This window comes from Streptomyces sp. NPDC041068, from assembly GCF_040647455.1.
Taxonomy (GTDB): Bacteria; Actinomycetota; Actinomycetes; order Streptomycetales; family Streptomycetaceae; genus Streptomyces.
In genome coordinates this window covers 161,334-186,445 of record NZ_JBEZCG010000004.1, presented here as the reverse complement: position 1 = coordinate 186,445, position 25,112 = coordinate 161,334, and the positions used below count along the sequence as shown (strand labels likewise).

The window sequence follows — 25,112 nt, the reverse complement described above, 5'->3', positions numbered from 1 at the left end:
GCTGACGCTTCCCGGCCCTTGGCCTTCAGTAGCGGGGACAGGATTTGAACCTGCGACCTCTGGGTTATGAGCCCAGCGAGCTACCGAGCTGCTCCACCCCGCGTCGGTGAACCCAACACTACGTCAACGCCACGACCAGCGCAAACTCGTTCTGCACGAGCTGTGGGCAATCGTGCCTCTGGGGCGACTCCCGACCCGAATCAGCGGCACCCCGCAAGCGCCGGGCCGCGCACCGTTCCCTGCCCCGCACCAGCTGCCGCCCGCATCCGAAACAGGCCTACGCCGACAGCTCCTGCTGCAAGGCTTCGCGCAGCCTCGCCGCCCGCTCGGCCACCTCCGCGGGCCCCAGCTCCACGGCCCGCGCGGCCCACCGCTGCCCCTGAGTCAACTGCCCCCGCCGCGCATAGAGAAGCGCAAGCCGCAACGCCGCCCGCCCATGCCCCGCATCAGCCGCCCGCGTCCACCAGAGCGCGGCCTCCGGCTCACTCCCCTCCCGCGCGAGCAGCAGCCCGAGATTGAACGCGCCGTTCCGGCTCCCCGCCTCCGCGGCAAGGCGGTACCACCGCGCGGCCTCGACGACGTCACCCCGCCCGGCGGCCAGCATGCCGACCCGCACCTGGGCCCGCCGATGCCCCTGCTCGGCGGCCCGCTCGTACCACTCCTCGCACTCGGTCTTCTCCGCGGCGGGCTCGCCGAGCACCGGCGGCCCCGCCGAGGGCCGCCGTGCGTCGAGCACCGTCCCGAGCCGGTACGCCGCCTCCGCGCTGCCGCCCCCCGCCGCGCACCGCAGATGCCGCTCGGCCTCCTGGTCGTCGCCCTCGCGCAGCCGCGCGGTGCCGACCTGGAGCGCGGCGTCGGTGTGCCCGGCGGCGGCCGCGCGCTCGTACCACCGCAGGGCGGAGGCCTCGTCGTCCCGGCTCGCGTACAGGATCCCGAGGTTGAACGCGGCGTCCACGCTGCCCGCCTCCGCGGCCTTGGAGAACCACGGCTCGGCCCCGGCCGCGTCGCCGCCCTGGAGCAGCAGCACGGCGAGCGCGTTCGCCGCCTCGCGGTGTCCGGCGTACGCGGCACGGCGGTACCACTGGTCGGCCTGCGCGGTGCGGCCCTGCTCGGCGCAGAGCAGTCCGAGGTTGTACGCGCCGTTCACGTCTCCCGCGTCCATCGCCGCGCGGTACCAGCGCTCGGCGGTCTGGGTCTCGCCGCGCTCGGCGTGCAGCGCGCCCAGGGCGTTCGCGGCGTTCCCGTCGCCGTCCTGGGCGGCCTTGAGCCACCACACGGCGGCGCTCTCCTCGTCGCCCGCGTCGCGCAGCAGGAAGCCCAGCGCGCAGGCGGCCCTCGCCTCGCCGTCCTTGGCGGAGTTGAGGTACCAGCGGCCCGCCTCCTTCAGCTCGCCGCGCCGCTCCAGGATCGCGCCGAGGTGCAGCGCGGCCCGCCGGTGCCCGCGCGCGGCCGCCTGGCGGTACCACTGCTCGGCCTCGTCGGCGGCAGAACGCGTCCCGTCGTCCTCGCCGGGCGCGGGGCAGGCCGGGCGCTCGCCGCGCTCCGTGGTGGCCCGCCGGTCGAGCGTGCGCGCCAGGCGGTAGGCGGCCTCGCGGTGCCCCCGCTCGGCGGCGGTACGCATCCAGCGCTCGGCGCCGACGTCACCGCGGTGCTCCAGAAGATCGGCGAGCGCGTACGCCCCCAGGGTGTGGCCCTGCTCGGCGGACTGCCGCAGCCAGTACTCGGCGGCGGGCTCGTCGCCGCGCTCGCGGTGGTGGCGTCCGAGGGCGTGCGCGGCCGCGGCGGAACCGGCGACGGCGGCGACCCGCCACCAGCCGGCCGCCTCGTCCGCGTACCCACGCTGGTGGAGGAGGACGCCCAGGTTGTTGGCCGCGGCGCGGTCGCCCTCTGCGGTCGCCGCGCGCAGCAGCGATTCGGCCCCGTCGAGGTCACCGCGGCGCAGCAGGAGGCTTCCGAGCACACTCATCGCGTCCACGTCGCCGGCCTCGGCGGCCAGCCGGTGGCGCATCTCCTCGGCGGCCGCCCCGGGATCCTCCCGGTCGGCCGGCTGCACAAACCGCCCTGTCTCCAACAGAGTTGCCTTGTCCCCCATAACGTCCATCGTCGCACCACCTGCAACCTGGGTACATCTGGTATACCGCAGCCAGTGAGGTCACTTCAGCGTTTTGTCGACATGCCCACAGAGAGATAAGTGAAACACAGATCCCTCAACTCTCCCCCGACCGCGCACCGTTCGCATCTGTTGGCATAGGACAACCGCACACGACATGAACCATCACGCACGACGAAGGCCCGGATCCGTAAGGATCCGGGCCTTCACCTTGCAGTAGCGGGGACAGGATTTGAACCTGCGACCTCTGGGTTATGAGCCCAGCGAGCTACCGAGCTGCTCCACCCCGCGCCGTTGTGTCCAAACCGTACCACGGCGCGAGGTGGCTGCTTGACCACTCGGTCAGCTGCCCTGGCCCCCTCCCTTGTCGTTGTCGGCGTTCTTGTCGCCGCTCTTGTCACTGCCCTTCTCGGCGGCCTTGTTCGAGGCCTCCTCGGCCCGCTCCAGCGCCTTCTGGAGGCGTTCCTGCGCCTCTCCGTAGGCCTTCCAATCGCCGTCCTTCATGGCCGTCTCGCCGTCCTCGAACGCCTTCTGGGCGTCGTCGAGCGCGGCCTGGACCGTCGGGTCGTTCGTCTTCGGCGGCTTGGTCGGCTCGTCGCCGCCCTGATCCTGGTCCGGCGGCTCGGTGCCGCCGTCGGCCCCGAAGACCTGGTTGAGGCCCTCGCTCAGGGTGTCCGCGAAGGCGGTCTCCGTGCCGTACGACACGGCGACCTTCTTCAGCAGCGGATACGCCGACTTGCGGCCCTGTACGTAGACGGGTTCGACGTAAAGGAAGCCGTCGTCCAGTGGCACGGTCAGCAGATTGCCGTAGAGGACGTCGGAGTCGGCGCCCTTCATGTCCCGGACGAAGTTACCGACCTCCGTCATGGAGTTCAGCTTGTTCTGCACCTGCTCCGGGCCGTCGACGTCGCCGCTCACTCTCAGGAGCTGCATCTTGCCGTAGTTCTCGCTTCTGGCATCGGCGTCGACCGACATGAAGGCCCGTAGGTTGGGCCGCTCACTGGGGGTGAACGTCGTCGTCAGCGAGAACTGCTGCTGCGTCTGGCCCGGCGACTTCATGGACAGGTAGTACGGCGGGACCGCACTGTCGTCCTTCTTCGTCGGGTCGTTCGGCACCTGCCAGGCGTCACTCGCGTTGTAGAACTGGCCGGCGTCCGTGACGTGGTACTTCGTGAGCAGTTCGCGCTGCACCTTGAACATGTCCTGCGGGTAGCGCAGGTGGTCCATCAGCTTCGGCGGGATGTCGCTCTTGTCCTTGACCGTGCCCGGGAACGCCTTCTTCCAGGTCTTCAGGACCGGGTCCTTGTCGTCCCAGGTGTAGAGCTTGACGTCACCGGTGTACGCGTCGACGGTCGCCTTCACCGAGTTGCGGATGTAGTTGACCTGGTTCTGCTGGGCGATCACCGTGCGCTGGCTGTCGGCCTGCGACAGCGAGTCGGCCGTGGTGTCGCCGAGCGTGGTCCGCGAGGCGTACGGATAGCCGTTGGACGTGGTGTAGGCGTCCACCACCCACTGGATGCGGCCGTCGACCACCGTCGGGTAGACGTCGCCGTCGATCGTCAGCCAGGGGGCCACCGCCTCGACGCGCTCCTTGGGGGTGCGGTTGTAGAGGATCCGCGAGCCCTCGCCGATGGCGCCCGAGTACAGGATCTGCGGCTCTCCGAAGGACACCGCGTACGCGGCGCGGTTGATCGGGTTGGAGAGGTTGACCCCGCTGTCGCCCTTGTAGCTGTAGGTCTTCTGACCGCCGCCGGACTCCTCGTAGTCGAGCTCCTTCTGGGGCCCGCCCACGATCGAGTACTGGGTCGTCTTCTCGCCGTAGTAGATCCGCTGCTCGTACTCACCGAGGTCGCCGGAGGTGGGCAGACCGGACTCGGTGAACGCCGGGGCGCCCTTGGAGCCCTTCTTGGTCTCCGTGCCCTTGGCCGCGACCATGCCGTAGCCGTGGGTGTAGGCGAAGTGGTCGTTGATCCAGTTGCGCTTGTCGAGCTTGTTCACGTCGATCTCACGCAGGCCGACGATGGTGTCCTGGCCGTTGTAGCGGTCCACGTCCAGCGTCTTCGGGAACTGGTAGTAACTGCGCTCCTGCTCCAGCTGCTGGAACGTGGGCGAGACGATGTTCGGGTCGTTCAGCCGGTAGTTGGCCGCCGTGTCCGCGTTCTCGCGCTTCTTCTTCGGGTCGTCGTCGACCTTGCCCGCGCCCTTGTACGCCTCGGCCTTCACATCGCTGATGCCGTAGGCGTCGCGCGTGGCCTCGATGTTCTTCTCGATGTACGGCGCTTCCTTGGCCTGCTCGTTCGGCTGGACCTGGAACTTCTGGACGATCGCGGGGTAGAGCCCGCCGATGAGGATCGCCGAGAGCACCATCAGACCGAAGCCGATGACCGGCAGCTGCCAGGTGCGCCGCCACAGCGTCGCGAAGAAGAGGACGGCGCAGATGACGGCGATGCAGAACAGGATCGTCTTCGCCGGCAGGTAGGCGTTCGCGTCGACGTACTTCAGGCCGGTCCAGTTGTCCGTCGCCTTGAAGTCACTGGACTTCACCGCGAGGCCGTACCGGTCGAGCCAGTACGCGATGGCCTTGAGCGACACGAAGACACCGAGCAGCACCGAGAGATGACCGGTGGCCGCGGCGGTCGCACGCGCACCCGGGCTGGTGATGCGCAGCCCGCCGTACAGGTAGTGGGTCAGGGCGGCGGCGACCAGGGAGAGCACCGCGGCCGCGAAGCCGAAGCCGAGCAGGAAGCGGTACCAGGGCAGGTCGAACGCGAAGAACGACACGTCCATGTGGAACTGGGGGTCCTTCTGGCCGAAGGACACGCCGTTGATCCACATCAGCCACGTACGCCACTGTCCCGCCGCGGAGGCGCCCGCGATCAGTCCCACCAGGGCGGTGATCCCGATCAGCAGCCACTTCTTGTACGGGGCGATGCCCATGCGGTACCGGTCGAGGCTCTGCTGCTCCATCGACATGGCGCTCAGCGGCGGACGCAGCCGGTGCGCCAGCCAGATGTTCACGCCGACCGCGGCCGCCATCAGGAGGCCGAAGACGAAGAACAGGCCGATCTTGGTCCACAGGGTGGTCGTGAAGACCGATGAGTAATTGACCGAGCGGTACCACAGCCAGTCCGTCCAGAACCCGGAGAACATGACGAAGGCCATGGCCAGGACGGCCAGCACCCCCAGTGTCATGAGCAGGGTCCGGACGCGCCGGGAGGGTCGGCCCACTCTGATCCGTGGCCCCGTCGGGCCTCCGCCGCGGTCCGGCATCTGGAAAGCCAAGGTGCGCACCTCGAAGTTCGCTGTTGATTCTCTGTTGGTCCGTCAGGCCCCCGAGATCGCGGACCCACACCTATGCAACTTACCTACGCTTTACTCGGTTCCCGTTTCTCGGGACGAACGAGGCAGGATTGTGACCATGTCCAACACTCCCATGGCAGCGAGCCCCCTCACCCGGGCCGTGCTCGAGATCGACGAGTACGCATCCGGCCTCGGCTGGGACCGGCCCGCCCGCCTCTTCGCGCTGGTAGACACGGCGCGACTGCGCACCCAAGAACCCGGCCTCGCCTCCCAGCTCGGCCTCGACGACGGCGTGGAGCACGCCGGCCTCACCCCCATCGAGCAGGAGGAGATCCCCGCGGACAAGCCGCTGGACGAGTTCCTCGGCACCATCGCCTGGCCGGACGCGGTGGCGGGCTGCGCCCTGACGGTGGAGCGCCTGATGCTGCCGCCGTCCGCCGAGACGTCCGTCCCCGAGGGGCTGAGCGACACGCAGCTCGCGAAGTGGGTGGCCAAGCACCCGGACCGCCAGGAGGTCCGCATGACGGTCGCGGTGCTCCGTGACGGTGCGCGCGAGTCGGCGCTGCGGCTGCGCGAGAAGGACTCGCCGACCGAGGTCCTCACCGGCTCGGACCTGGTGCCGGGCCTCGCCGACGCGCTGGCGGCGACGTTCGCGTAGCGGTCCGCCGGGTCCGTTCTTCCTTTCGTACGCGGGTGGGGTCGTCCTCACCCGCGTACGTCCGTCCGTGGGGTCGGCCGTCAGCTCGCCGTGCACTTCGGCAGGTCGTCCGTGTCGCCCTTGCGGATCTTCTCCAGGGACTTCACGGCGTCGTCGATGGTGTTCACCTTCACGAGCGTGAGCCCGTCGGGGACGTCGCTCGACGCGGCCGCGCAGTTGGCCTTCGGCGTGAGGAAGTACTCGGCGCCCTTCTCGCGCGCGCCGACGGTCTTCATCTCGATGCCGCCGATCGGGCCGACCTTGCCGTCGTCGGTGATGGTGCCGGTGCCGGCGATGAACTTGCCGCCGGTGAGGTCCTCCGGGGTCAGCTTGTCGACGATGCCGAGCGCGAACATCAGTCCGGCGCTGGGCCCGCCCACGTCGGCCAGCTTGATGTCGATCGTGAACGGGAAGGTGTGGTCGGTGCCCGCCTCGATACCGACGATCGCGCGGTCCTCGTCCTTCTCCGACGCCTTCGTCCTGATCTTGATGTCCTCGGTGGCGGTCGCCTCCTTGCCCGCCTTCTCGGCGGCGGCCGCCTCCTTGACCGGGACGATCGTGAACGTGACGGTCTCGCCGGGCTTGTGCTCGGTGACGAGCTTGCCGACGTCGGTCATCTCCTTGACGGGCGTGCCGTCGACCTTCTTGATGACGTCGCCCGCGTGCAGCTTGCCCTCTGCCGGGTCGCCCTTGACCACGGTGGCGACGATGACCTGGGACTTCACCGGGAGGTTCAGCTCCCTGAGCGCCGCGACCTTGGCGGCCTCCTGGGACTGGCTGAACTCCTCGGCGTTCTCCTGGGTGGACTGCTGCTCGGTCTTGCCGTCGGGGTAGAGCGTGTCGTGCGGCACCACGATGTTGTCGTGAGCCAGCCAGCCGTAGACGGCCTCCGCGAGGTTCATGTTGTAGTCGGCGCTGGTGACCCTGACCGTCGTCATGTTGAGGTTGCCGGTCGTGGGATAGGTCCTGTGCCCGGAGATCTGCAGCACCGGCTCACCGTCGTGGTCGCCGAGGGTGTTCACCGTGGGACCGGGCGACATCTCCGAGTACGGCACTTTGATGAGTACGCCGGCACAGAGCAGCGCGATCAGCATCAAGGTGGAGGCGAGCATCGTCCCGGTACGGCGTGGCATGGAACGACAGTACGGGACCAGCCTGTGAACGCACCTGTGGGGCCGGTCCGTACGGGGAACTCACGTACCGGAGTGCGACTTCTCCATTGCCTTCTCCACGGTCACGGAGTGGGACTTCTCCATCGCCTCGCGGAACGCGGCGTACCCGTTGAGCTCCGATACGTCGCCCGTCCTGCCCGACTTGCGGTTGCGGGCGGCCCAGCTGCCCCACAGACCCGCCCCGACGGCTGCCAGAAGCGGAATCAGCAACCAGGCAAGTGATGCCATCTCGACCTCCCGACCCCATGAGCCACCGCAACTGACTGATCAGCAGATTAACCATCCGCATGGTCAACGCTCACGGCAGGGGTCGGGTTACGCAACCGGAGCCACACGGGTCAATCGGGCCCCAGTGGCCGCGCCGCGCCTCAACAGGCGCCGACCCACTCCTCCTTGCCGTCCGAGAACCGCTGATGCTTCCAGATCGGCACCTCGTGCTTGAGGTCGTCGATCAGCTTGCGGCAGGCGGCGAAGGCCTCGGCACGGTGCGGGCAGGAGACGGCCACGACCACCGCGAGATCGCCGACGGCGAGGTCCCCGACGCGGTGCACGGCGGCCAGCGCGCGCACGGGGTACTCCGCGACGACCTTCTCGGCCACCCGGCGCATCTCGGCCTCGGCGGTGGGGTGCGTCGAGTACCCGAGCTCGTCGACGTCCGCGCCGCCGTCGTGGTTGCGCACGGTCCCCACGAAGAGCGCCGTGCCCCCGGCCGCGTCGTCGCCGACGGCCCGGAAGACCTCGTCCAAGGAGAGCGGGGTCTCACGGATCGCGAGGAGGCGGATCGGGGCCTGGGCGGCCTGCTCGCCGGGGTGGTCCATCGTGGTACGTGCCATGCGGCCATGGTGCCGCACGGCACGGACATCGCGGAATAGACCTTTCGCCCGGCACGCGCGCGTGGGGCCTTGGAGTTCCCTACAGGGCGGTGCCTGCCAGGAGCCCCTGATCCGCGCTTTCCGGGAGCCTCAGATCCGCCGCCGCGCCTTGCGCGCCCTGCGCACCACGGCCGCCGCGCCGAGCAGCGCGACCGTCGCGCCCGCGGCACCCGCGGCCGTCGCGTCCTTGCGCCCGAGCCTGCGTCCGGCCACGGTCCGCCGCCCCGAGACCTCTTCGAGCAGCTCCGCGAGGACCTCCTCGTTGGTCCACTGCGGCCGCCACCCGGCGTCGTGCAGCCTGCTGACGCTGACCACCCAGGGGTACATCGTGTACGCGAGGTCACCGGCCGGCGACGGGGTGAGACCGATGCGGTGCAGCCGCGCGGCGGCGCCGAGCGCGACCGTCGAGGGCAGCTCCATGCGCCGGATGCCGCTCAGCTCCTCGACCTCCTCCTGCTCCAGCCAGCCGTCGCAGCCGACGGCCAGCTCGCCGTCGACCTTCTCCAGGACGGCGTACTCCAGGGCGCTGCACAGGTCCTCGACGTGGCAGAACTGCCAGGCGGGGCGCGAGCCCGCCACCACGAGGAGGCGCGGCGACTCGAAGTAACGGGTCAGGGCCGTGTCCGTGCCGCCCACCAGGGTCGCGGGCCGCACGACGGTGACGTTGAGGCCGGGGTGCGCGCGGGGCGCGCGGCGGGCGAGCCGCTCGACCTCCAGGAGGTCGCCGACCCCGGTGGCCTCGGCGGTCGCGCGCAGTTCGGCGTCTTCGGAGAGGGGCAGTTCGTTGTCGGACAGCGCTCCGTAGACCATCGCCGAGGTGCACAGCACGACGCGGTGCACGCCCGCGGCGGCCGCGGCGGTCAGGACGGTCTGGGTGCCGCGCACGTTGTACGCGGTGCGGGCGGCACCGTCGGTCTCCAGGTCGAGATCGAGCGCCAGGTGCACCACCACGTCCGCGCCGCGCAGCTTCTCGGCGATGGCCGGGTCCCGCACGTCCAGGATGTGCCACTGGGCCTGGGAGCAGTCGCCCCGGCGCTCGTCGATGGCGATGACCTGCTTGATCTCCTCCGACGCGGCAAGGCGCTCGGTCAGCAGCGCGCCCACGCCTGAGGCGGCGCCGGTGACGGCGACTACGGGCCCACGGACGGGCGCCGGGGTTGAGGGGTTTCGCGCTGCGCGAACCTGTGGATCTGGGGAACTCACCGGGCGTCTCCAGCGGTTGTCTTCAGTACGTACGCGAATGACGCGTACGTACCAGGTGGCATCCATCCTGCCGCAGGCCATGAGTCGGCGAAGCACCGAGGCCCGATCCCGTCACGGTGTCTACGCTGGGTGGTGTTGTAGCGCCGCCGCCGGAACGATACCGGCGGCCTGACGAGCCGAGGAATCCCGTGAGTGACACCCCGTTCGGATTCGGCCTTCCGCCGGAGGAGCCGGAAGACGGCGACGAGGGCAAGAAGAAGGAATCCCCTGGAGAGGGACAGAGTGGGGGACAGGGCGGGCGGGGTGCCGGTGGCCCCGCGAACCCGTTCGGTTTCGGGTTCCCCGGGGCGGGCGGCCCCGGCGGCGGTGACAATCCGTTCGCCGCGATGTTCGGTTCGATGAACCCGAACGACCTGGGTGCGGCCTTCCAGCAGCTCGGCCAGATGCTCTCGTACGAGGGCGGCCCGGTGAACTGGGACATGGCCAAGGACATCGCCCGCCAGACCGTCTCCCAGGGCACGCCTGACGGCGTCAAGGACACCAGCATCGGCCCCGCCGAGCGCTCGGCGGTCGAGGAGGCCGTGCGCCTGGCCGACCTGTGGCTGGACGACGCCACATCGCTGCCCTCCGGGTCCGGCACGGCCGTGGCGTGGAGCCGCGCCGAGTGGGTCGAGGCGACCCTGCCGGTGTGGAAGGAGCTCGTCGACCCGGTCGCCGAGCGCGTCGGCCTGGCCATGGGAGATGTGCTGCCCGAGGAGATGCAGGCCATGGCGGGCCCGCTGATCGGCATGATGCGCTCCATGGGCGGCGCCATGTTCGGCCAGCAGATCGGCCAGGCCGTGGGCGTGCTCGCGGGCGAGGTCGTCGGCTCCACCGACATCGGCCTGCCCCTTGGCCCGTCCGGCAAGGCAGCGCTGCTCCCGGTGAACATCGAGGCCTTCGGCAAGGACCTGGGCATCGACAAGGACGAGGTGCGGCTCTACCTGGCACTGCGCGAGGCCGCCCACCAGCGGCTCTTCGCCCACGTGCCGTGGCTGCGCTCGCACCTGTTCGGCGCCGTCGAGGGGTACGCCCGCGGGATCAAGGTCGACACGGCCAAGCTGGAGGACGTCGTCGGCCAGCTCGACCCGCAGAACCCCGAGCAGCTGCAGGAAGCGCTCCAGCAGGGCATGTTCCAGCCGGAGGACACCCCGGCCCAGAAGGCCGCCCTGGCCCGTCTGGAGACGGCTCTCGCGCTCGTCGAGGGCTGGGTGGACGCGGTGGTGCACGCCGCCGCCAAGCCGCGTCTGTCGTCGGCCGACGCCCTCCGGGAGACGCTGCGCCGCCGCCGTGCGACGGGCGGCCCCGCGGAGCAGACGTTCGCCACCCTCATCGGCCTGGAGCTGCGCCCGCGCCGTCTGCGGGACGCCTCGCGTCTGTGGGCCTCGCTCACGGACGCGCGCGGTGTCGACGGCCGCGACGGCCTGTGGGAGCACCCGGACATGCTGCCGACGGCCTCCGACCTGGACGACCCGGACGGCTTCGTCCACCGCGAGCAGCTGGACTTCTCCGAGCTGGACAAGATGCTCGGCGAGGCGGCCAAGGGCGGCGAGAGCAAGAGCGACGACAAGAGCGACGGCGAGGGCGACAAGGGCACCGAGGACGGCGGCAAGTGAGCCTGCACGACGACGCCGTACTCGTCCTGAAGGGGTACGACGACCAGGCCGAGCTGCGCCAGGCCTACCTGGACCACCTGTCCGAGCACGGCGAGGCCGGCATGTGGAAGCCCTGCACCGCGGGCCATGTGACGGCGAGCGCCCTGGTCGTCGACCCGTCACGCGGGCGTGTGCTGCTGACCCTGCACAAGAAGCTGCGGATGTGGCTCCAGATGGGCGGCCACTGCGAGCCGGGCGACACGACGCTGGCCGCGGCCGCGCTGCGCGAGGCGACGGAGGAGTCCGGCGTGCCGGGCCTGACGCTGCTTCCCGGCGGCCCCGTCCGCCTGGACCGGCACCCGATCCCGGGTCCGTGCACGCAGCACCTCGACGTCCAGTACGCCGCGATCGCCCCGGCAGACGCGGTCGAGGCGATCAGCGACGAATCGCTGGACCTGCGCTGGTTCGCGTACGACGAGGTGGCGGGGGTGGCGGACGAGTCGGTGGTGCGTCTCGTCGAAGCGACGAGGGCGCGCCTTTAGCACCTGGGATCAGGTGCGTCCCTGAAAGGGGCGCGGGGAACTGCGCGACCAGCCACAGCCGGCCCGCAGTTCCCCACGGCCTTTCCTGACCCCGTCACCCGGAGAAGCGCTCAGCTCCAGACATTGCCCTGGTTCTGCCCCCGAGCCCCCTGCTGGCCCACCCCGAACTGAGCCCCGGCGCCCCGCCCGATGACGGCGTTCTGCGGCGGCAGCATCTCGCTGGGCTGGACGAGCGCGTAGCCCTGGCCCATGAAGCTGAGCTCCCAGCCCTCACCGGTGTTGCCGCGGCGCCGCCAGACGCCCGAGGAGTGGGTCTGGGCCTGCATCTGCACGCGCAGGCCGTTGGACCAGGCGACGATCGCGTCGGCGTCCGCGTTGACGTACCGGTCGGGGGTGACCTGGAGCATCAGCGGCTGGCCCGACGTCATCAGGGCGACCTTGCCGCGGCCGTTGATGTTGAGCTGGTACTTGCCGGAGCCGGAGATCCCGTACTGGCTGTCCACGGCGATGACCTGGTGGGTCAGCGACGAGTCCATCGCGAGGACATAGCTGCTGTCCACGGTCAGACCGTCCTGGTCCACATCCACTACGTGGATGTACTGGGCGAGGTTGGCGAAGTAGACCGTGCCCTGGCCGTGGCAGCGCATCAGGTCCAGGCCCTCGCCGGTGTGGGCGCGGGCCCGCTGGTTGCCCTGGCTCTGGTACTCGGCGTCGAACTCGATCAGACCCTGGTAGGCGACCATCGCGCCCTTGCGGGCCAGGACGTCGTCGTGCCCGTCCAGAGCGACCCGCAGCAGCTGCGGGTTCTGGACGGAGTAGCGCTCCTGGGTCTGCTGCTCGGCGTGTGCGAAAAGTGAGCTCTGCATGGTGTGTTGCTCCCCCTCAGCCCCGTGCTCGGAGGCGGTCGGTGCTGTCCTCGCTGGGCTGTACGACGACGATGCCCTCTCCGGAGAAGCCCATTTGGTAGGCCTCGCCGCTGCCGCGCCCGATGAGGGAGCCGGCCTTGAAGCTGCGCTTGCCCTTCACCTTGAGGTTCGGGGACCAGGCGATCAGGGCGTCCGGGTCGACGTACGTCTCGTCGTCGCCACGGCCGCAGTCGACGACGATCGGGGTGCCGCGGGAGGTCAGGGCGACCCACCCCTGGCCGGAGATCTTGATGTTCCACAGGCCCTGGCCCGCGAACTTGGCCATGCCCTTGACGCGCTCGACGCCCCACTGGAGGGACGCGTCGAAGGCGAGCAGGTTGGTGCCGTTCACGGAGAGGGAGTCGCCCGCCAGGTTGATGACGACGACGTCCGCTCCGTAGTCGGCGAGGTAGAGCAGGCCGTCTCCGGAGCACTTCATCAGGGGCGCGCCCTCGCCGGTCATCCACTCGCGCGCGACCTGGCGGACGGCGGGCGGATTCGGCTCGTACTGCACGAACCCTTCGTAAGCGACCATCGAGCCCACGCGCGCGAGGAGGTCGTTGCCGGTCTGCATGGCCACCTTGACCATGTGGTGCCCGTGGTTCTCCATGCGGGCGGCGACGGGTGCGGGGGCAAAGCCCGCGAGTTGCTGATTCATGACGGGCTCCCTCAGACCTCGTACGGCTGGACGACGATGAAGTTTCCGGGCGCACCACGGAACTGGAGGTTCACGCTCTCCCCCGTGGAGCCGGCGTACGCGTTGCTGCGCAGCCGAACCTGGCTGGAAACGATCGCCTGTGCGGCGGCCGACCAGGCGACCACGGCGTGGCAGTCGGCGAACGTCGTCGGCGTGACGGGCAGGACGACGGGCAGACCGTGGGTCTTCACGACGACCGTGCCGGTGCCCTGGAACTGCATGACGAACAGGGCGCCGCCGGGGATGCCGTGGCCCTCGATCCTGCGCACCTCGTGCTGCAGCGTCTCGTCGAAGGCGAGGACGTTCTCCGCGGAGACGCAGATCGCGTCCCCCTGGAGCTCGATGGGGTGCAGGTGGGTGCCCTCCTCGGCGAGGAAGACCTGGCCGCGGCCGGAGCAGCGCATCAGCTGCATCTCCTGGCCGGTGGCGTTGCCCACGATGCGGCCCGCGAAGCCCGCGCCCTTGTAGCTGAACTCGACCTTGCCCTGGTAGAGCACCATGCTGCCCTGGCGGGCGAGGATCGGCTGGTCGGCGACGCCCAGGTCGACGCGGACCAGCTTCTCGTTCTGCTGCGTCCAACGCTGGCCTGTGGGGGCCTCGCGGTACTTCTGGAGGGCCGCGGCCACACCGGCGCCTTGGGGAGCGGCGCCCTGCGGCACGCCTTGCGGCATTCCCTGCGGCGCACCCTGCGGCACGCCTTGCGGAGCCGGGGGCTGGCCGGGGAACTGCCCGCCGGGGGGCTGCTGGCCGTAGCCGGGAGGCATCGGCGCGGCGGGCTGCTGGCCGTATCCCGGAGGCATGGGGGCCTGGGGCTGCTGGCCGTAGCCGGGAGGAAGCGGGGCGGTCTGGCCGGGGGCCTGCTGCTGGCCGGGCACCTGGCCGAACTGCGGCTGGCTGATCGGGGCAGCGATGGTCTGCGCGGCGTGCACCGACGGGTCGGCGGGCGCCGGGGGCGGCGTCGCGCCCTGGGGCGGGGCGAAGCTCTGCGCGGGGGCCGGGGCGGGAGCCTGCGGGGCGGGTGCCGGAGTCGGGGCCGGAGCGGGTGCCTGGGGAGGCGCGGCGGCGGCCGGGGCGCCGAACGCGGGCGGCGCCGAGGCCTGCGCGGGCGGCGCGAAGGACGGCGCGGCCTGCGGCTCCGGAGCGGCGGGCTCCTCCTCGGCGACCTCGCCGCCGAAGTTCCTCAGCAGGGCGTCGAGCCCGCCGTCGAAGCCCTGTCCGATCGCGGCGAACCGCCAGACGTCCTTCAGGTAGAAGTCGCCCAGCATGACGGCGCGTTCCGTGGAGAACTCCGCGCCGTTGAAGGCGTAGCGCGCCACTTCCTCGCCGCCCGCGACGATGCGGATGTACCCGGAGGCGACCTGCGACATCTGGCCGGCCCCGTCGATCGTCGCCGTGAACGACAGGCGCTGGATCTGCTGCGGGATGCGGTCGAGCGTGACGCGGAAGGACTCGGTGTCGCCCGCCTGCGCGCCCAGGAGCTGGATCGACTCCTCGGGCGACTTGGGCTGGTTGAAGAAGATGAAGTACCGGTCGTCCGAGAGCCGTTCGCTCGCGTCCAGGCCGAAGCAGCTGATGTCGAAGGTCAGCCCGGGGGCGGAAATCTGTACACCTACGTACAGATCGGTCCCCGCGGTGAGGTCACTGATCTTGGCCTTGTGGCCGCGTTGGAATTCCCTGGCCATACGTAACGACCGTCCCCCATCCCGAATGTGAATGCGTCGCGTCAGGCTAACCGCAAAGTCCGACAGCGAGCGAAGCCGGTACAGACCCGCTACACAACTGCGGGATCCGGCGGACGTTCACTCCTCGCGCGCGGCGGGGAGATGGGGCAGCCGGTCGGCCGCGACCACCCCTTCGAGATATCCCCTGGCCCGCTCCGTACGGGGGTACGCCTCCAGCAGACGCCAGAAACGGGGCCCGTGGCCGGGGACGAGGAGGTGGGCGAGCTCGTGGCAGAGGACGTAGTCCACGACGTACTCCGGCATGCCCTGCAGCCGGTGCGAAAGACGGATGCTGCCCTCCGCCGGGGTGCAGGAACCCCAGCGGGTGTTCTGGTTCGTGACCCAGCGAACGGAGGCGGGCCTCGCCCGGCCCTCGAAGTACTGCTCGGACAGCTGCCCGGCGCGCTCGGCGAGCTCCGCGTCGCCGAGGAGCCGCTTGCTCTCCTGGGCCGCGAGCTTGTCGAGCATCACGTTGACCCAGCGCTGCTCCTCCGCCTCGGACATGCGGGCGGGGATGAGGACGACGGTGCGGTCGCCCTCCCGGTACGCGGAGACCGTTCTGCGACGGCGGGCGCTCCGTCTGACCTCGACCGCGCTGGCCCGCGCGCCGGACGGCGGTGGACTGGTCGTGCTGCGCTGTGGAGTTCCGGCGCGATGCGCTGAGGTCTCCCCAGCGACGCGAGGAGACGGGTCGGCGGGCACGCCCCGACGTTACCCGCTGGGCATAGGGGAAGTCCCGCCTCCGGGACGGTTCGGCGCTGTTCCGCTCCCCGTGCGCTTGATTAGTACGACGAACGCCCACCGCCTGTGGACAACGCGACGCGGGGGCCGGGAGAGGCGGGCATTCTGGCAGTCGATCGGGGCGGCGGACGGGGCCGCGCCGACCGGCCGACGGGGGACGACCATGCATCCGATCGTGAAGCCCGCGCTGCGGCGCGGCTGGCGGGACCTGAGCACCGTGCAGTTCGGGGTGGCCCCCGCGCATGCCTTGGTGCTTGGTCCGATGGACACGGCGACGAGCAGCTTCCTGACCCTGCTCGACGGCACCCGCGGGCTGCCGCTCCTGCGCGAGGAGGCGCGGCGGATGGGGCTGCCCGAGGGGCACGTGGACAAGCTGATGGACGAGCTCTCGCGGGCCGGCCTGCTCGACGACTCGACGGGCGGCGGGCCCGCGGCCGATTCGCTGCGCGGGCGGAGCGACCTGATGGACCGGCTGCGGGCCGACCTCGCCTCGCTGTCGTTGCTCTCCCCCGAACCGGCCGGTGCGATCGCGAAGGTTGCTGCGCGGCGCGCGATGCGGGTCCGGGTGCAGGGCGCCGGGCGGGTGGGCGCCGTCGTGGCCTCGGTCCTCGCGGGCGCGGGCGTGGGCCGGGTGGACGTGCTGGACGGCGGACATGTGGAGCCGTGGGACGTCGCGCCGGGCGGGCTGCCGGCCGAGTCGATCGGGGAGCGCAGGGACACGACCGCGCGCCGGATCGTGCGACAGTCCGCACCCGGCCGCCCGCCGCGCAAGCCCTCGGAGCCGGAGGACGAAGCGGGTCTTTCCCTCCTGATCATCGCCCCGCGGGACGGCCTGGACGCGTACGCACCCGCCCCGGCCGCGGCCGACGACCTCCTCGCGTCGGGCATCCCTCATCTCTACGCCGGGGTGATCGAAGGGACGGGCGTGGTGGGCCCCTTGGTCCTGCCCGGGACGACCGCGTGCGCGGGCTGCCTCTTCCGTCAGCGCGCGGACCGCGATCCCACCTGGCCGCGGATGCTTGCCCAGTGGCGCTCCGGACACGCACGGCCCGCTCCCGCGTGCGACCTGGCCCTGTCGACCTCGGTCGCCGGGCTGGCCGCGGGGCATGCCCTCGCCTTTCTGGACGGGGCGACCTCGCCCTGCGCGGGGGCTCGTTGGGAGGCGTCCGTCCCCGGATTCGACTGGCGCTCACGCCCGGTTTGGCCGCATCCCTCGTGCCCATGCGGTGCAGGTGCGCCCGTTAAGGGGGATCAGGCCACCACCGCCACGGAGCCACACGCAACAATGGCCGGGTAACCGCCTGACAAGGCGTGGCTGTCTGGGACTTGGAGGGGCGCATGTCTGATCTTCCCCGGAAGGCGGTCACCCGTACCGCCAAACTGGCCGCGCTGCCGCTCGGCTTCGCGGGGCGCGCGACTTGGGGACTCGGCAAGCGGATTGGGGGCAAGTCGGCGGAGATCGTCGGGCGTGAGCTGCAGCAGCGCACGGCGGAGCAACTGTTCAAGGTCCTCGGTGAACTGAAGGGCGGTGCCATGAAGTTCGGGCAGGCGCTGTCCGTCTTCGAGTCGGCGCTGCCGGAGGAGGTCGCGGGTCCCTATCGCGCGGCGCTGACGAAGCTGCAGGAAGCGGCCCCGCCGATGCCGACCAGGACCGTGCACTCGGTGCTCGATGAGCGCCTCGGCGAGGACTGGCGCGATCTTTTCCTGGAGTTCGAGGACAAGCCCGCGGCGGCTGCGTCGATCGGCCAGGTGCACCGGGCCGTCTGGGCGGACGGCCGCGAGGTCGCGGTCAAGGTCCAGTACCCGGGAGCGGGCGAGGCACTGCTGTCCGACCTGAACCAACTCAGCCGGTTCGCCCGCCTCCTGGGGCCACTGATTCCGGGGATGGACATCAAGCCGCTGATAGCGGAGCTCCGCGACCGCGTCTCGGAAGAGCTCGACTACGCCTTGGAGGCACAGGCCCAGCAGGCGCATGCCGAGGAGTTCGCGGACGACCCGGACGTGGTGGTGCCCGAGGTGGTGCACCAGAGCGATCAGGTCCTGGTCACCGAGTGGATCGACGGGACCCCCCTGTCGGAAGTGATCTCGGACGGTACGCAGGAACAGCGCGACCGGGCAGGCCAGCTGCTGGCCCGCTTCCTCTTCTCGGGTCCGGCGCGCACCGGACTGCTGCACGCCGACCCGCACCCCGGCAACTTCCGTCTGCTGCCCGACGAGAAGGACGGCTACCGCCTCGGCGTCCTCGACTTCGGCACGGTGGACCGGCTGCCCGGCGGGCTGCCCCCGACCATCGGGACGGCCCTGCGGATGACGCTGGACGGCGAGGCCGACGCGGTCTACGACATGCTCTGCGAGGAGGGCTTCGTCAAGGAGTCCGTCGATCTCGAGCCGGACGCGGTGCTCGACTATCTGCTGCCGATCATCGAACCCATGCTGGTGGACGAGTTCACGTTCACGCGTGGCTGGATGCGCAGCCAGGCGGCCCGGGTGGCCGATCCCCGCTCCCCCGCCTACCAGTTGGGCAAGCGCCTGAACCTTCCCCCGTCGTATCTGCTGATACACCGTGTGACGCTGAGCACGATCGGAGTGCTGTGCCAGATGGGCGCGACGGTGCGGATGCGGGACGAACTGGAGGCGTGGCTGCCCGGCTTCGTCGAGGAGCCCGAGGTGGAGGAGACCGAGGAGGAGACCGCGGAGGACTCGGCGGCCGAGGCCTGAGAGACGGGAGGCCTGAGAGACCAGGGGCCTGAGCCACGGAGGGGGTCGGCCCTCAGGCGCGGCTCACCACCAGGAGGAGTCGAGGCGTCCTTCGATGGCTCTGAGGTTCTCCCGCGCACAGGCCTCGCAGAAGTAGTGGCGGGTGCCGTTCTCCACGGAGCAGGTCCAGGTCGGTGGCGCGCCTTCGGCGACCGTGCCGCAGCGGGAGCACACGCGATCCTCTGGCTCCGCGGGCCGGGAATTCTGCTGGTCCACCCGGCGACCATATCGCCGCACCGGGAGGATCGGTGGGCACAACGCACCGCGGGGGCCGGTCCGTTCGGACCGGCCCCCGCAAGGATCTTTGGCTCTCGGGCATGTGCCCTTACTGCATGACGGCCATGGCCAGCGCGCGCCGGGCACGCAGCGAAGCGCGCTCCGCGCGGCGCTGCATGCGGCGGGCCGCCATCAGCCGCTCGGCCGGGCGGTGAGCCTCGGCCTCACGCATTCGTTCGTGCATATGCGCACGAGCCATGGCTTCGGGGATGAGTTGCATCTCACGGGTCCTGTTCTGGCGCGAGACGTGCGCGCCGGTGGTGGTGAAGTCTGGGGTCGCGGAGCCTGCGGGCTCGCTGGTGGCTGCCTTCATCGGGGCCTGCTTCTGGGGGTCGTGCGTCAGGGGACGGTCAATGGTTCCGGCGGTGCTCATGCGACGACCGGGTTCTTGCGCGGGCGACCACGCGGCCGCTTGCGGGCAACGACGACACCCTGGACGAACAGCTCGCCGCCCCAGACGCCCCACGGCTCACGCCGCTCCTTGGCGCCGGCGAGGCAGGCCTCCATGAGCGGGCAGGTCCGGCAGAGGGACTTGGCGTACTCGACGTCGGCCGGGGACTCCGCGAAGAAGACCTCCGGGTCGTAGGCACGGCAGGGAACGGGTACGCCGAGGTTCTCGATGGCGTCGTCGAGCGCGGTGAGCGCGGTGAGGGGAGTCAAGGTCGGGTCCTCCGTGGGTGCGGGCGGGGGGAGCGTCTGTGAAGGCGGTACGGACGGGGCGTGCGCTTCGAGTTGCACGGTGGTGTTTTCCTCGTCTGGTCGTGCCGGCCGGGGTCGGCCGGTTGGCGGCTGGTACCGGGTCTTGCTGTCGGCCCCTTCGCTCCGTTCTCCCTGTTCTGGGGAAAACAGAAGGGCCGCGGATCCCGGGTGGGGTTCCGCGGCCCTGAAGGCGCCGGTCTGATCGAGATCAGACTGGATCACTCCAGGGTTCGAGCCCACGGAAGGCCCACATCGTGTGGTGCTGCGTCGTCTGCTTCCGGAATCCGGCACCGGCTGCCGCAAAGGCATAGGCCTGGGCCTGCGCCTCCGCTACTGCTGCCTCCGGTGCCTTGGTCGGTCGCTCATTGCCCCCATTGGCCTCGCGGACGGGAAGACCGGCGAGAGGCAGGGAGACGGACATCGGACGGCTGGCGGGAATGCCGCCGGACAGACCGGTGCCCTGGTTCGAGAAGCCGAGCAGGCAGGAAGCGACGACCGAGCGATCGGTCATTTTGGCGGTGCTGATGAAGCTCTCGTTGATGCTGATCACTGGAATTCGCCTCCTCTCGGCGTCTAGGGGATCGGCCGGAACCGATCCTGCGGACTGTCAAGTACAGCACGGGACCAGGGCTTCTGAGAAGCCGCCGTTCCCGTGCTTAAGAACCTATGGGGATTGCTGGCGCATGCGCAAACTATTTTTTCGACGAGTTTGAATCATTCTTCCTCGGCGCCCCTTACACGCTCCTGACCTGCACAAATAGCGAGGACCTCCGCGCCGAAGCGATGAAACTTACGGACGCCGACCCCGGGGATCCGTGCCAGCTCGCCCTCGTCGTCGGGCACGGCCTCCGCGATGGCGATCAAGGTTTTGTCCGTGAACACGCAGTACGCGGGCTGTCCCAACTGCCTCGCCTGGCCGGATCGCCACTCCCGCAACCGTTCGTAGAGCCCTTCGTCCATGTCGGACGGGCAGTCCTCACAGCGCATGAGCTTCATCTCGCCCGCATCGGTCAGGGTGCGGCCACAGACCCGGCAGCGGGCCGGGGTGCGGTTCTTCCGCTGGCGGCGGCCTGCCGCGCTCCCCACGCCCTCTCCACCGCCGCTGCCGCGCTCGACGCCGCCGGTGCCGCCGCCCGCGGCGCGGGCCGCCGAACCCGCTCCTGAGCCAGGACGAAGGCCGTCCAGGAAGCGGGTGGGCCGACGGCCCGGACGGCCTCCCGGCGAGCGCGAGAGGGCCCAGGAGAGGGAGAGGTGGGCGCGGGCGCGGGTCACGCCCACGTAGAGGAGACGGCGCTCCTCCTCGATCTGCTCGTCCGTCTTGGCGTAGGTGATCGGCATCATGCCCTCGGCAAGGCCGACGAGGAACACGGCATCCCACTCCAGGCCCTTGGCCGCGTGCAGCGAGGCCAGCGTGACGCCTTCGACGGTGGGGGCGTGCTGGGCGTTCGCCCGCTCGTCCAGTTCGGCCACGAGGTCGGCCAGGGTCGCCTCCGGCTTGGCCCGCGCGAAGTCCTCCGCGAGCCGCACCAGGGCGGCCAGGGACTCCCAGCGGTCGCGAACCGCGCCGGAGCCCGCGGGAGGCTCGGTCGTCCAGCCCTTGGTGGAGAGGACGGCCCGGACCTGGGAGGGCAGGTCGACCACGTCGTCGAGCAGGGAGTCGTTGCCCCCGAAGCGTGCCGCGCCGCGCAGGGCCGCGCCCGCCTCGCGCACCTCGGTGCGCTCGAAGAACCGCTCGGCGCCGCGGAGCTGGTAGGGCACTCCGGCGTCGGCGAGTGCCTGTTCGTAGATCTCAGACTGGGAGTTCGTGCGGAAGAGGACCGCGATCTCGCTGGCCGGGACGCCGTCCGCGAGGAGGGCGCGGATGCGGCGGGCGGCGCCTTCCGCCTCGGCCGGCTCGTCCGCGTACTCGGTGTAGACCGGCTCGGCTCCGGGCTCGCGCTGGGAGATCAGCTCGAGGCGGTGGTCGGCGGCACGGCCTCGGGCCTGGGAGAGCAGGCCGTTGGCGAGGTGGACGACCTGGGGGGTCGAGCGGTAGTCACGGACGAGTTTGACGACCGTCGCCCCCGGGTGTCGGGTGCGGAAGTTCAGCAGGTGGTCGGGGGTCGCGCCGGTGAAGGAGTAGATCGTCTGGCTGGCGTCGCCGACGACGCAGAGGCTGTCGCGGTCGCCGAGCCACAGCTCCAGGAGGCGCTGCTGGAGGGGGCTCACGTCCTGGTACTCGTCCACGACGAAGTGCTGGTACTGGGCGCGGACCTGCTCGGCGATGTCGTGCCGGTCCTGGAGGATGCCGACGGCGAGCAGCAGGACGTCCTCGAAGTCGATGACGGCTCGGTCGCGCTTGAGGTCCTCGTACGCGGCGTAGAGCTGGGCGATCTCGGCGGGGTCGCGCGGGACGTCGCGGCCGGACTTGGCGGCGGCCGCCGCATAGTCCGCGGGGACCGTCTGGGTGACCTTGGACCACTCGATCTCGCTGGTCAGGTCCCGCAGCTCATTGCGGTCGAGGCGGATGCGGCAGGCGGCGGCCGCGTCCGCGACGAGCTTGATCTTGCGGTCGACGATGCGGGGCAGGGGCCCGCCGACCGCCTTCGGCCAGAAGAACTGGAGCTGGCGCAGGGCCGCGGAGTGGAAGGTGCGGGCCTGGACGCCGGAGGCGCCGAGCTGGCGCAGCCGGCCGCGCATCTCGCCCGCGGCGCGGTTGGTGAACGTGACGGCGAGGACGCTGGCGGGCTGGAGGATCCCGGCGCGCACCCCATAGGCGATCCGGTGCGTGATCGCCCGTGTCTTGCCCGTGCCGGCACCCGCGAGGACGCACACCGGCCCGTGCAGGGCGGTGGCCACCTCGCGCTGCTCCGGGTCGAGCCCGGCGAGCACCGCGTCGGCAGAGTCCGGGACCTGCGGGAAGAGGGTGGAGTGCGTTGCTGATGTCACCCCGCCATGCTGCCAGGTCGCCGGGGGCTGATGAGTCGGTTGTCCACAGGGAGGCGAAGCCGGTCGTACAAATGCGGGAATGGTGGCCGGGTCGCGTACGTTCGATTCATTGCGATGACGCACCCCGAGCAACGAAGGAGCACAGAGGACATGCCGGGCACTGTGACGATGTACAGCACCACGTGGTGCGGCTACTGCCGCCGCCTCAAGGGCCAGATGGACCGCGAGGGCATCACGTACACCGAGATCAACATCGAGCAGGACCCGGACTCGGCGGCCTTCGTCGAGAAGGCGAACGGCGGAAACCAGACGGTCCCCACCGTTCTCTTCCCGGACGGGTCCACGCTCACGAACCCCTCGCTGGCACAGGTCAAGCAGAAGCTGACCGTCTGAGCGACGAGCCCGCGCGCGAGCGCGGGGCTCAGCCCACGGACCCCGGCTTCGGCAGGGGCTTTCCGTACCAGAGCTCGATCAGCCGGGCCGCAATCGAGATTCCGTAGGGAGGCAGGACCTCTCCGGACTCGAATGCGGCCCGCAGGTCTTCCCGGGAGAACCAGCGGGCCTCCTCGATCTCCTCGCCGTCGACGTTGATCTCCGAAGAGGTGGCGTCGGCCATGAAGCCCAGCATCAGGCTGGAGGGGAACGGCCAGGGCTGGCTCGCGACGTACGAAACCTCGCCGACCGTGACGCCCGCCTCCTCGAAGACCTCGCGCCGCACCGACTGCTCGATGGACTCCCCCGGCTCGACGAAGCCCGCGAGGGTGGAGAAGCGGCCCTCGGGCCAGTGCACCTGGCGGCCGAGGAGGAGACGGTCCTCGCTGTCCCTGACCGCCATGATCACGGCCGGGTCGGTACGCGGGTAGTGCTCGGCGCCGCACGCCTGGCAGCGGCGGATGTGGCCCGCCGCCGCGATGACCGTCCGCTCGCCGCAGCGCGAGCAGAAGCGGTGCAGGCGCTGCCAGTTCTCCAGGGCGACGGCGTGCACCATCAGGCCCGCGTCGCGCGGGGAGAGCAGGAGTCCCGCCTCGCGCAGTCCCGCGGGGCGCGCCGACTGGTCCATGCGGCCCGGCAGGGTGTCCTTCTGGAGCGCGAAGTAGCTGACGCCGTCGTCGTCCCTGCCGAGGAAGTAGCGGTGCTCCTCGGTGAGCGGCGCTTCGAAGGAGGGGGTCATCACCAGTTCGGTGCGGCCCTCGGGCGTCTCGTCGATGAGCACCTGGCCGCCGGAGACCACGAAGACCCGGGTGCTCGGGTGACTCCAGGCGGCGGCGAGCCACGCCTCGTCCATGCGGTGGTGGGCCGCTCGGTCGATGCCGCTCGGCGCGGTCAGCGAGACGGGACGGTCTGCGGTGTGGTCGGTCCAGGTGGTCACAGGTGCTTCCAACTCCCCCGATGGAATGGGTGGTTCAGCAGGGCGTGCGGCAGGACGTGCCCGGCGGCCGGGCGGCTCTCAGTGTGCATCGCGCCAGTTCTCGGCGAGGTCGCCCCACAGGTATGCGGTCGTCTCGACGCCCTTGAGCAGCAGATCGATCTCGACCTTCTCGTTCGGCGCGTGCCAGCCGTCGGACGGGACGGAGATGCCCAGGAAGAGCACGGGCGCGGCGAGGACGTCCTGGAGGTCGGCGGCGGGACCCGAGCCGCCCTCGCGCGTGAAGCGGATCTTCTGCTCGAAGGCGCGGCCCATGGCGCGCGCGACGGACTGCAGCGCCGGGTGGTCGAGCGGCGTCAGGCACGGGCGCGTGGCGGCGCTGAAGGTGACCGTGTGGCGGATCCCGGCCGGGACGCGGTCGGCGGCCCAGGCGCGCACGACCTTCTCGATGTGGTCGGGGTCCTGGCCCGCGACGAGCCGGAAGGACAGCTTCACCATGGCGGACGACGGGATGATCGTCTTGCTGCCCGCTCCCTGGTAGCCGCCGCCGATGCCGTTGACCTCGGCGGTGGGGCGGGCCCAGATGCGCTCCAGGGTGGTGTGCCCCGCCTCGCCGTGGGTGCCGTGCGACTTGGCCGTGCGCAGCCAGCGCTCCTCGTCGAAGGGCAGCTCCGCGAAGAGCTCGCGCTCGCGGTCGGTGAGTTCCGTGATGCCTTCGTAGAAGCCGGGGATCGCCACGCGTGCGTGCTCGTCGTGGAGTCCCGCGACGAGACGGGCGATCTCGGTGGCGGGGTTCGGCACGGCACCGCCGAAGGAGCCGGAGTGGATGTCCTGGTCGGGGCCGTGCAGTTCGATCTCGCACTCGGCGAGGCCGCGCATGCCCGTGCAGACGGTCGGGGTGTCCTCCGACCACATGCCGGTGTCCGAGACGATCACCGCGTCGGCGGCGATGCGGTCCTTGCGGGCCTCGATGAGCGCGCGGAAGTGCGGGGAGCCGGACTCCTCCTCGCCCTCGACGAGCAGCTTCAGGTTCACCGCGGGCGCGGTGCGGCCGGTGGCGGCGAGGTGGGCGCGGACGCCGAGGGTGTGGAAGAAGACCTGGCCCTTGTCGTCGGCCGCTCCGCGCGCGTGGAGGCGGTTTCCCTGGACGACGGGCTCGAAGGGCTCGGTGTGCCAGCCGTCCTCGCGGGCGGCGGGCTGGACGTCGTGGTGGCCGTAGACGAGGACGGTGGGGGCCTGCGGGTCGTCGGAGGGCCACTCGGCGAAGACGGCGGGCGCCCCGGGCGTCTCCCAGACCTCGGTGGTCGGGAAGCCGGTCTCCTTGAGGGCGGCGGCGAGCCAGTCCGCGCTGCGGCGCACGTCCCCGGCGTGGTCGGGCTGGGCCGACACGGACGGGATGCGCAGCCACTCGGCGAGGTCGTCGAGGAAGGCGGCACGGTGGTTCTCGATGTACGTGCGGACGGCGCTGTCCGGTGTCTCGCTCATGGTCACG

23 protein-coding genes and 2 tRNA genes are annotated in these 25,112 nt (G+C 70.8%); 6 read left to right on the top strand and 19 right to left on the bottom strand.

Annotated features, from left to right (window positions below):
• Window positions 1–29: 29 nt before the first annotated feature.
• The 4 genes from AB0B50_RS10745 to AB0B50_RS10730 form a co-directional block, all read right to left on the bottom strand.
• Window positions 30–103: transfer RNA gene (locus AB0B50_RS10745), tRNA-Met, on the bottom strand.
• A 174-nt stretch (window positions 104–277) separates the two neighbouring features.
• A complete protein-coding gene (locus tag AB0B50_RS10740; protein ID WP_362328550.1) occupies window positions 278–2,101 on the bottom strand; it encodes a sel1 repeat family protein in 1,824 nt (607 codons plus the stop codon).
• Between the two features lie 226 nt (window positions 2,102–2,327).
• Window positions 2,328–2,401, bottom strand: a tRNA-Met gene (locus AB0B50_RS10735).
• Window positions 2,402–2,452: 51 nt separating this feature from the next.
• Window positions 2,453–5,380, bottom strand: coding sequence for a UPF0182 family protein (locus AB0B50_RS10730; protein ID WP_362329153.1), 2,928 nt, complete (start codon window positions 5,378–5,380; stop codon window positions 2,453–2,455).
• A gap of 148 nt (window positions 5,381–5,528) precedes the next feature.
• Between AB0B50_RS10730 and AB0B50_RS10725 the strand changes: the two genes are divergently transcribed.
• A complete protein-coding gene (locus AB0B50_RS10725) occupies window positions 5,529–6,068 on the top strand; it encodes a PPA1309 family protein (protein WP_362328548.1) in 540 nt (179 codons plus the stop codon).
• An 80-nt stretch (window positions 6,069–6,148) separates the two neighbouring features.
• On the opposite strand, the gene AB0B50_RS10720 is transcribed toward AB0B50_RS10725, so the two are convergent.
• The 4 genes from AB0B50_RS10720 to AB0B50_RS10705 form a co-directional block, all read right to left on the bottom strand.
• The gene (locus tag AB0B50_RS10720; RefSeq protein ID WP_362328546.1) at window positions 6,149–7,240 is read right to left on the bottom strand and encodes a PDZ domain-containing protein; all 1,092 of its coding nucleotides are present in this window, start codon (window positions 7,238–7,240) and stop codon (window positions 6,149–6,151) included.
• A gap of 60 nt (window positions 7,241–7,300) precedes the next feature.
• Window positions 7,301–7,507 (bottom strand): hypothetical protein, encoded by a 207-nt coding sequence (locus AB0B50_RS10715; RefSeq protein WP_362328544.1) that lies wholly within the window; start codon window positions 7,505–7,507, stop codon window positions 7,301–7,303.
• Between the two features lie 140 nt (window positions 7,508–7,647).
• Window positions 7,648–8,112, bottom strand: coding sequence for a molybdenum cofactor biosynthesis protein MoaE (locus AB0B50_RS10710; RefSeq protein WP_362328542.1), 465 nt, complete (start codon window positions 8,110–8,112; stop codon window positions 7,648–7,650).
• A 129-nt stretch (window positions 8,113–8,241) separates the two neighbouring features.
• Window positions 8,242–9,354, bottom strand: a complete 1,113-nt coding sequence (locus tag AB0B50_RS10705) for an SDR family oxidoreductase (protein ID WP_362328540.1) — start codon at window positions 9,352–9,354, stop codon at window positions 8,242–8,244.
• Window positions 9,355–9,542: 188 nt separating this feature from the next.
• Between AB0B50_RS10705 and AB0B50_RS10700 the strand changes: the two genes are divergently transcribed.
• Together AB0B50_RS10700 and AB0B50_RS10695 are read left to right on the top strand one after the other, a co-directional pair.
• On the top strand, window positions 9,543–11,009 hold the full coding sequence (locus AB0B50_RS10700; protein WP_362328538.1) for a zinc-dependent metalloprotease: 1,467 nt from the start codon (window positions 9,543–9,545) through the stop codon (window positions 11,007–11,009).
• Complete coding sequence (locus tag AB0B50_RS10695; RefSeq protein WP_362328536.1) at window positions 11,006–11,530, top strand: NUDIX hydrolase; 525 nt, start codon at window positions 11,006–11,008, stop codon at window positions 11,528–11,530. Before AB0B50_RS10700 ends, AB0B50_RS10695 begins: the two co-directional genes overlap by 4 nt.
• Window positions 11,531–11,640: 110 nt before the next feature.
• Here the strand turns inward: AB0B50_RS10695 and AB0B50_RS10690 are convergent, their stop codons facing one another.
• The 4 genes from AB0B50_RS10690 to AB0B50_RS10675 form a co-directional block, all read right to left on the bottom strand.
• Window positions 11,641–12,396 (bottom strand): AIM24 family protein, encoded by a 756-nt coding sequence (locus AB0B50_RS10690; RefSeq protein WP_362328534.1) that lies wholly within the window; start codon window positions 12,394–12,396, stop codon window positions 11,641–11,643.
• Between the two features lie 16 nt (window positions 12,397–12,412).
• Window positions 12,413–13,093, bottom strand: a complete 681-nt coding sequence (locus AB0B50_RS10685; protein WP_362328532.1) for an AIM24 family protein — start codon at window positions 13,091–13,093, stop codon at window positions 12,413–12,415.
• Between the two features lie 11 nt (window positions 13,094–13,104).
• Complete coding sequence (locus AB0B50_RS10680) at window positions 13,105–14,814, bottom strand: TerD family protein (RefSeq protein WP_362328530.1); 1,710 nt, start codon at window positions 14,812–14,814, stop codon at window positions 13,105–13,107.
• Between the two features lie 117 nt (window positions 14,815–14,931).
• On the bottom strand, window positions 14,932–15,555 hold the full coding sequence (locus AB0B50_RS10675) for a M48 family metallopeptidase (protein WP_362328528.1): 624 nt from the start codon (window positions 15,553–15,555) through the stop codon (window positions 14,932–14,934).
• Between the two features lie 202 nt (window positions 15,556–15,757).
• On the opposite strand from AB0B50_RS10675, the gene AB0B50_RS10670 reads away from it, so the two are divergent.
• Both AB0B50_RS10670 and AB0B50_RS10665 read left to right on the top strand, forming a co-directional pair.
• The gene (locus AB0B50_RS10670; protein ID WP_362328526.1) at window positions 15,758–16,891 is read left to right on the top strand and encodes a TOMM precursor leader peptide-binding protein; all 1,134 of its coding nucleotides are present in this window, start codon (window positions 15,758–15,760) and stop codon (window positions 16,889–16,891) included.
• Between the two features lie 41 nt (window positions 16,892–16,932).
• The gene (locus AB0B50_RS10665; RefSeq protein ID WP_362328524.1) at window positions 16,933–18,312 is read left to right on the top strand and encodes an AarF/ABC1/UbiB kinase family protein; all 1,380 of its coding nucleotides are present in this window, start codon (window positions 16,933–16,935) and stop codon (window positions 18,310–18,312) included.
• 63 nt (window positions 18,313–18,375) lie between these two features.
• Here AB0B50_RS10665 and AB0B50_RS10660 read toward each other — a convergent pair whose 3' ends face one another.
• From AB0B50_RS10660 to AB0B50_RS10640, 5 genes are all read right to left on the bottom strand, one after another.
• On the bottom strand, window positions 18,376–18,567 hold the full coding sequence (locus AB0B50_RS10660) for a hypothetical protein (protein ID WP_362328522.1): 192 nt from the start codon (window positions 18,565–18,567) through the stop codon (window positions 18,376–18,378).
• A 109-nt stretch (window positions 18,568–18,676) separates the two neighbouring features.
• Window positions 18,677–19,000, bottom strand: coding sequence for a hypothetical protein (locus AB0B50_RS10655; protein WP_362328520.1), 324 nt, complete (start codon window positions 18,998–19,000; stop codon window positions 18,677–18,679).
• Window positions 18,997–19,365, bottom strand: a complete 369-nt coding sequence (locus AB0B50_RS10650; protein ID WP_055565619.1) for a WhiB family transcriptional regulator — start codon at window positions 19,363–19,365, stop codon at window positions 18,997–18,999. The genes AB0B50_RS10655 and AB0B50_RS10650 overlap by 4 nt, the downstream gene beginning before the upstream one ends.
• A 169-nt stretch (window positions 19,366–19,534) precedes the next feature.
• A complete protein-coding gene (locus tag AB0B50_RS10645; RefSeq protein WP_362328518.1) occupies window positions 19,535–19,876 on the bottom strand; it encodes a hypothetical protein in 342 nt (113 codons plus the stop codon).
• Between the two features lie 164 nt (window positions 19,877–20,040).
• On the bottom strand, window positions 20,041–22,254 hold the full coding sequence (locus tag AB0B50_RS10640; RefSeq protein WP_362328516.1) for an ATP-dependent DNA helicase UvrD2: 2,214 nt from the start codon (window positions 22,252–22,254) through the stop codon (window positions 20,041–20,043).
• Between the two features lie 150 nt (window positions 22,255–22,404).
• Here AB0B50_RS10640 and AB0B50_RS10635 point away from each other — a divergent pair, with 150 nt between their 5' ends.
• A complete protein-coding gene (locus AB0B50_RS10635; RefSeq protein ID WP_362328514.1) occupies window positions 22,405–22,647 on the top strand; it encodes a mycoredoxin in 243 nt (80 codons plus the stop codon).
• Between the two features lie 28 nt (window positions 22,648–22,675).
• Here the strand turns inward: AB0B50_RS10635 and nudC are convergent, their stop codons facing one another.
• Together nudC and AB0B50_RS10625 are read right to left on the bottom strand one after the other, a co-directional pair.
• Complete coding sequence (gene nudC / locus AB0B50_RS10630; RefSeq protein WP_362328512.1) at window positions 22,676–23,623, bottom strand: NAD(+) diphosphatase; 948 nt, start codon at window positions 23,621–23,623, stop codon at window positions 22,676–22,678.
• 78 nt (window positions 23,624–23,701) lie between these two features.
• Entirely contained in the window at window positions 23,702–25,105 is a 1,404-nt protein-coding gene (locus AB0B50_RS10625; RefSeq protein WP_362328510.1) for a dipeptidase, read from the bottom strand.
• Window positions 25,106–25,112 lie beyond the last annotated feature (7 nt).

Bases quoted from the DNA above. Each gene is read 5' to 3' on its own strand.
- AB0B50_RS10740 (WP_362328550.1), bottom strand. From the start codon at position 2,101: ATGGACGTTATGGGGGACAAGGCAACTCTGTTGGAGACAGGGCGGTTT.
- AB0B50_RS10730 (WP_362329153.1), bottom strand. From the start codon at position 5,380: ATGCCGGACCGCGGCGGAGGCCCGACGGGGCCACGGATCAGAGTGGGC.
- AB0B50_RS10725 (WP_362328548.1), top strand. From the start codon at position 5,529: ATGTCCAACACTCCCATGGCAGCGAGCCCCCTCACCCGGGCCGTGCTC.
- AB0B50_RS10720 (WP_362328546.1), bottom strand. From the start codon at position 7,240: ATGCCACGCCGTACCGGGACGATGCTCGCCTCCACCTTGATGCTGATC.
- AB0B50_RS10715 (WP_362328544.1), bottom strand. From the start codon at position 7,507: ATGGCATCACTTGCCTGGTTGCTGATTCCGCTTCTGGCAGCCGTCGGG.
- AB0B50_RS10710 (WP_362328542.1), bottom strand. From the start codon at position 8,112: ATGGCACGTACCACGATGGACCACCCCGGCGAGCAGGCCGCCCAGGCC.
- AB0B50_RS10690 (WP_362328534.1), bottom strand. From the start codon at position 12,396: ATGCAGAGCTCACTTTTCGCACACGCCGAGCAGCAGACCCAGGAGCGC.
- AB0B50_RS10685 (WP_362328532.1), bottom strand. From the start codon at position 13,093: ATGAATCAGCAACTCGCGGGCTTTGCCCCCGCACCCGTCGCCGCCCGC.
- AB0B50_RS10680 (WP_362328530.1), bottom strand. From the start codon at position 14,814: ATGGCCAGGGAATTCCAACGCGGCCACAAGGCCAAGATCAGTGACCTC.
- AB0B50_RS10670 (WP_362328526.1), top strand. From the start codon at position 15,758: ATGCATCCGATCGTGAAGCCCGCGCTGCGGCGCGGCTGGCGGGACCTG.
- AB0B50_RS10665 (WP_362328524.1), top strand. From the start codon at position 16,933: ATGTCTGATCTTCCCCGGAAGGCGGTCACCCGTACCGCCAAACTGGCC.
- AB0B50_RS10655 (WP_362328520.1), bottom strand. From the start codon at position 19,000: ATGAGCACCGCCGGAACCATTGACCGTCCCCTGACGCACGACCCCCAG.
- AB0B50_RS10635 (WP_362328514.1), top strand. From the start codon at position 22,405: ATGCCGGGCACTGTGACGATGTACAGCACCACGTGGTGCGGCTACTGC.
- AB0B50_RS10625 (WP_362328510.1), bottom strand. From the start codon at position 25,105: ATGAGCGAGACACCGGACAGCGCCGTCCGCACGTACATCGAGAACCAC.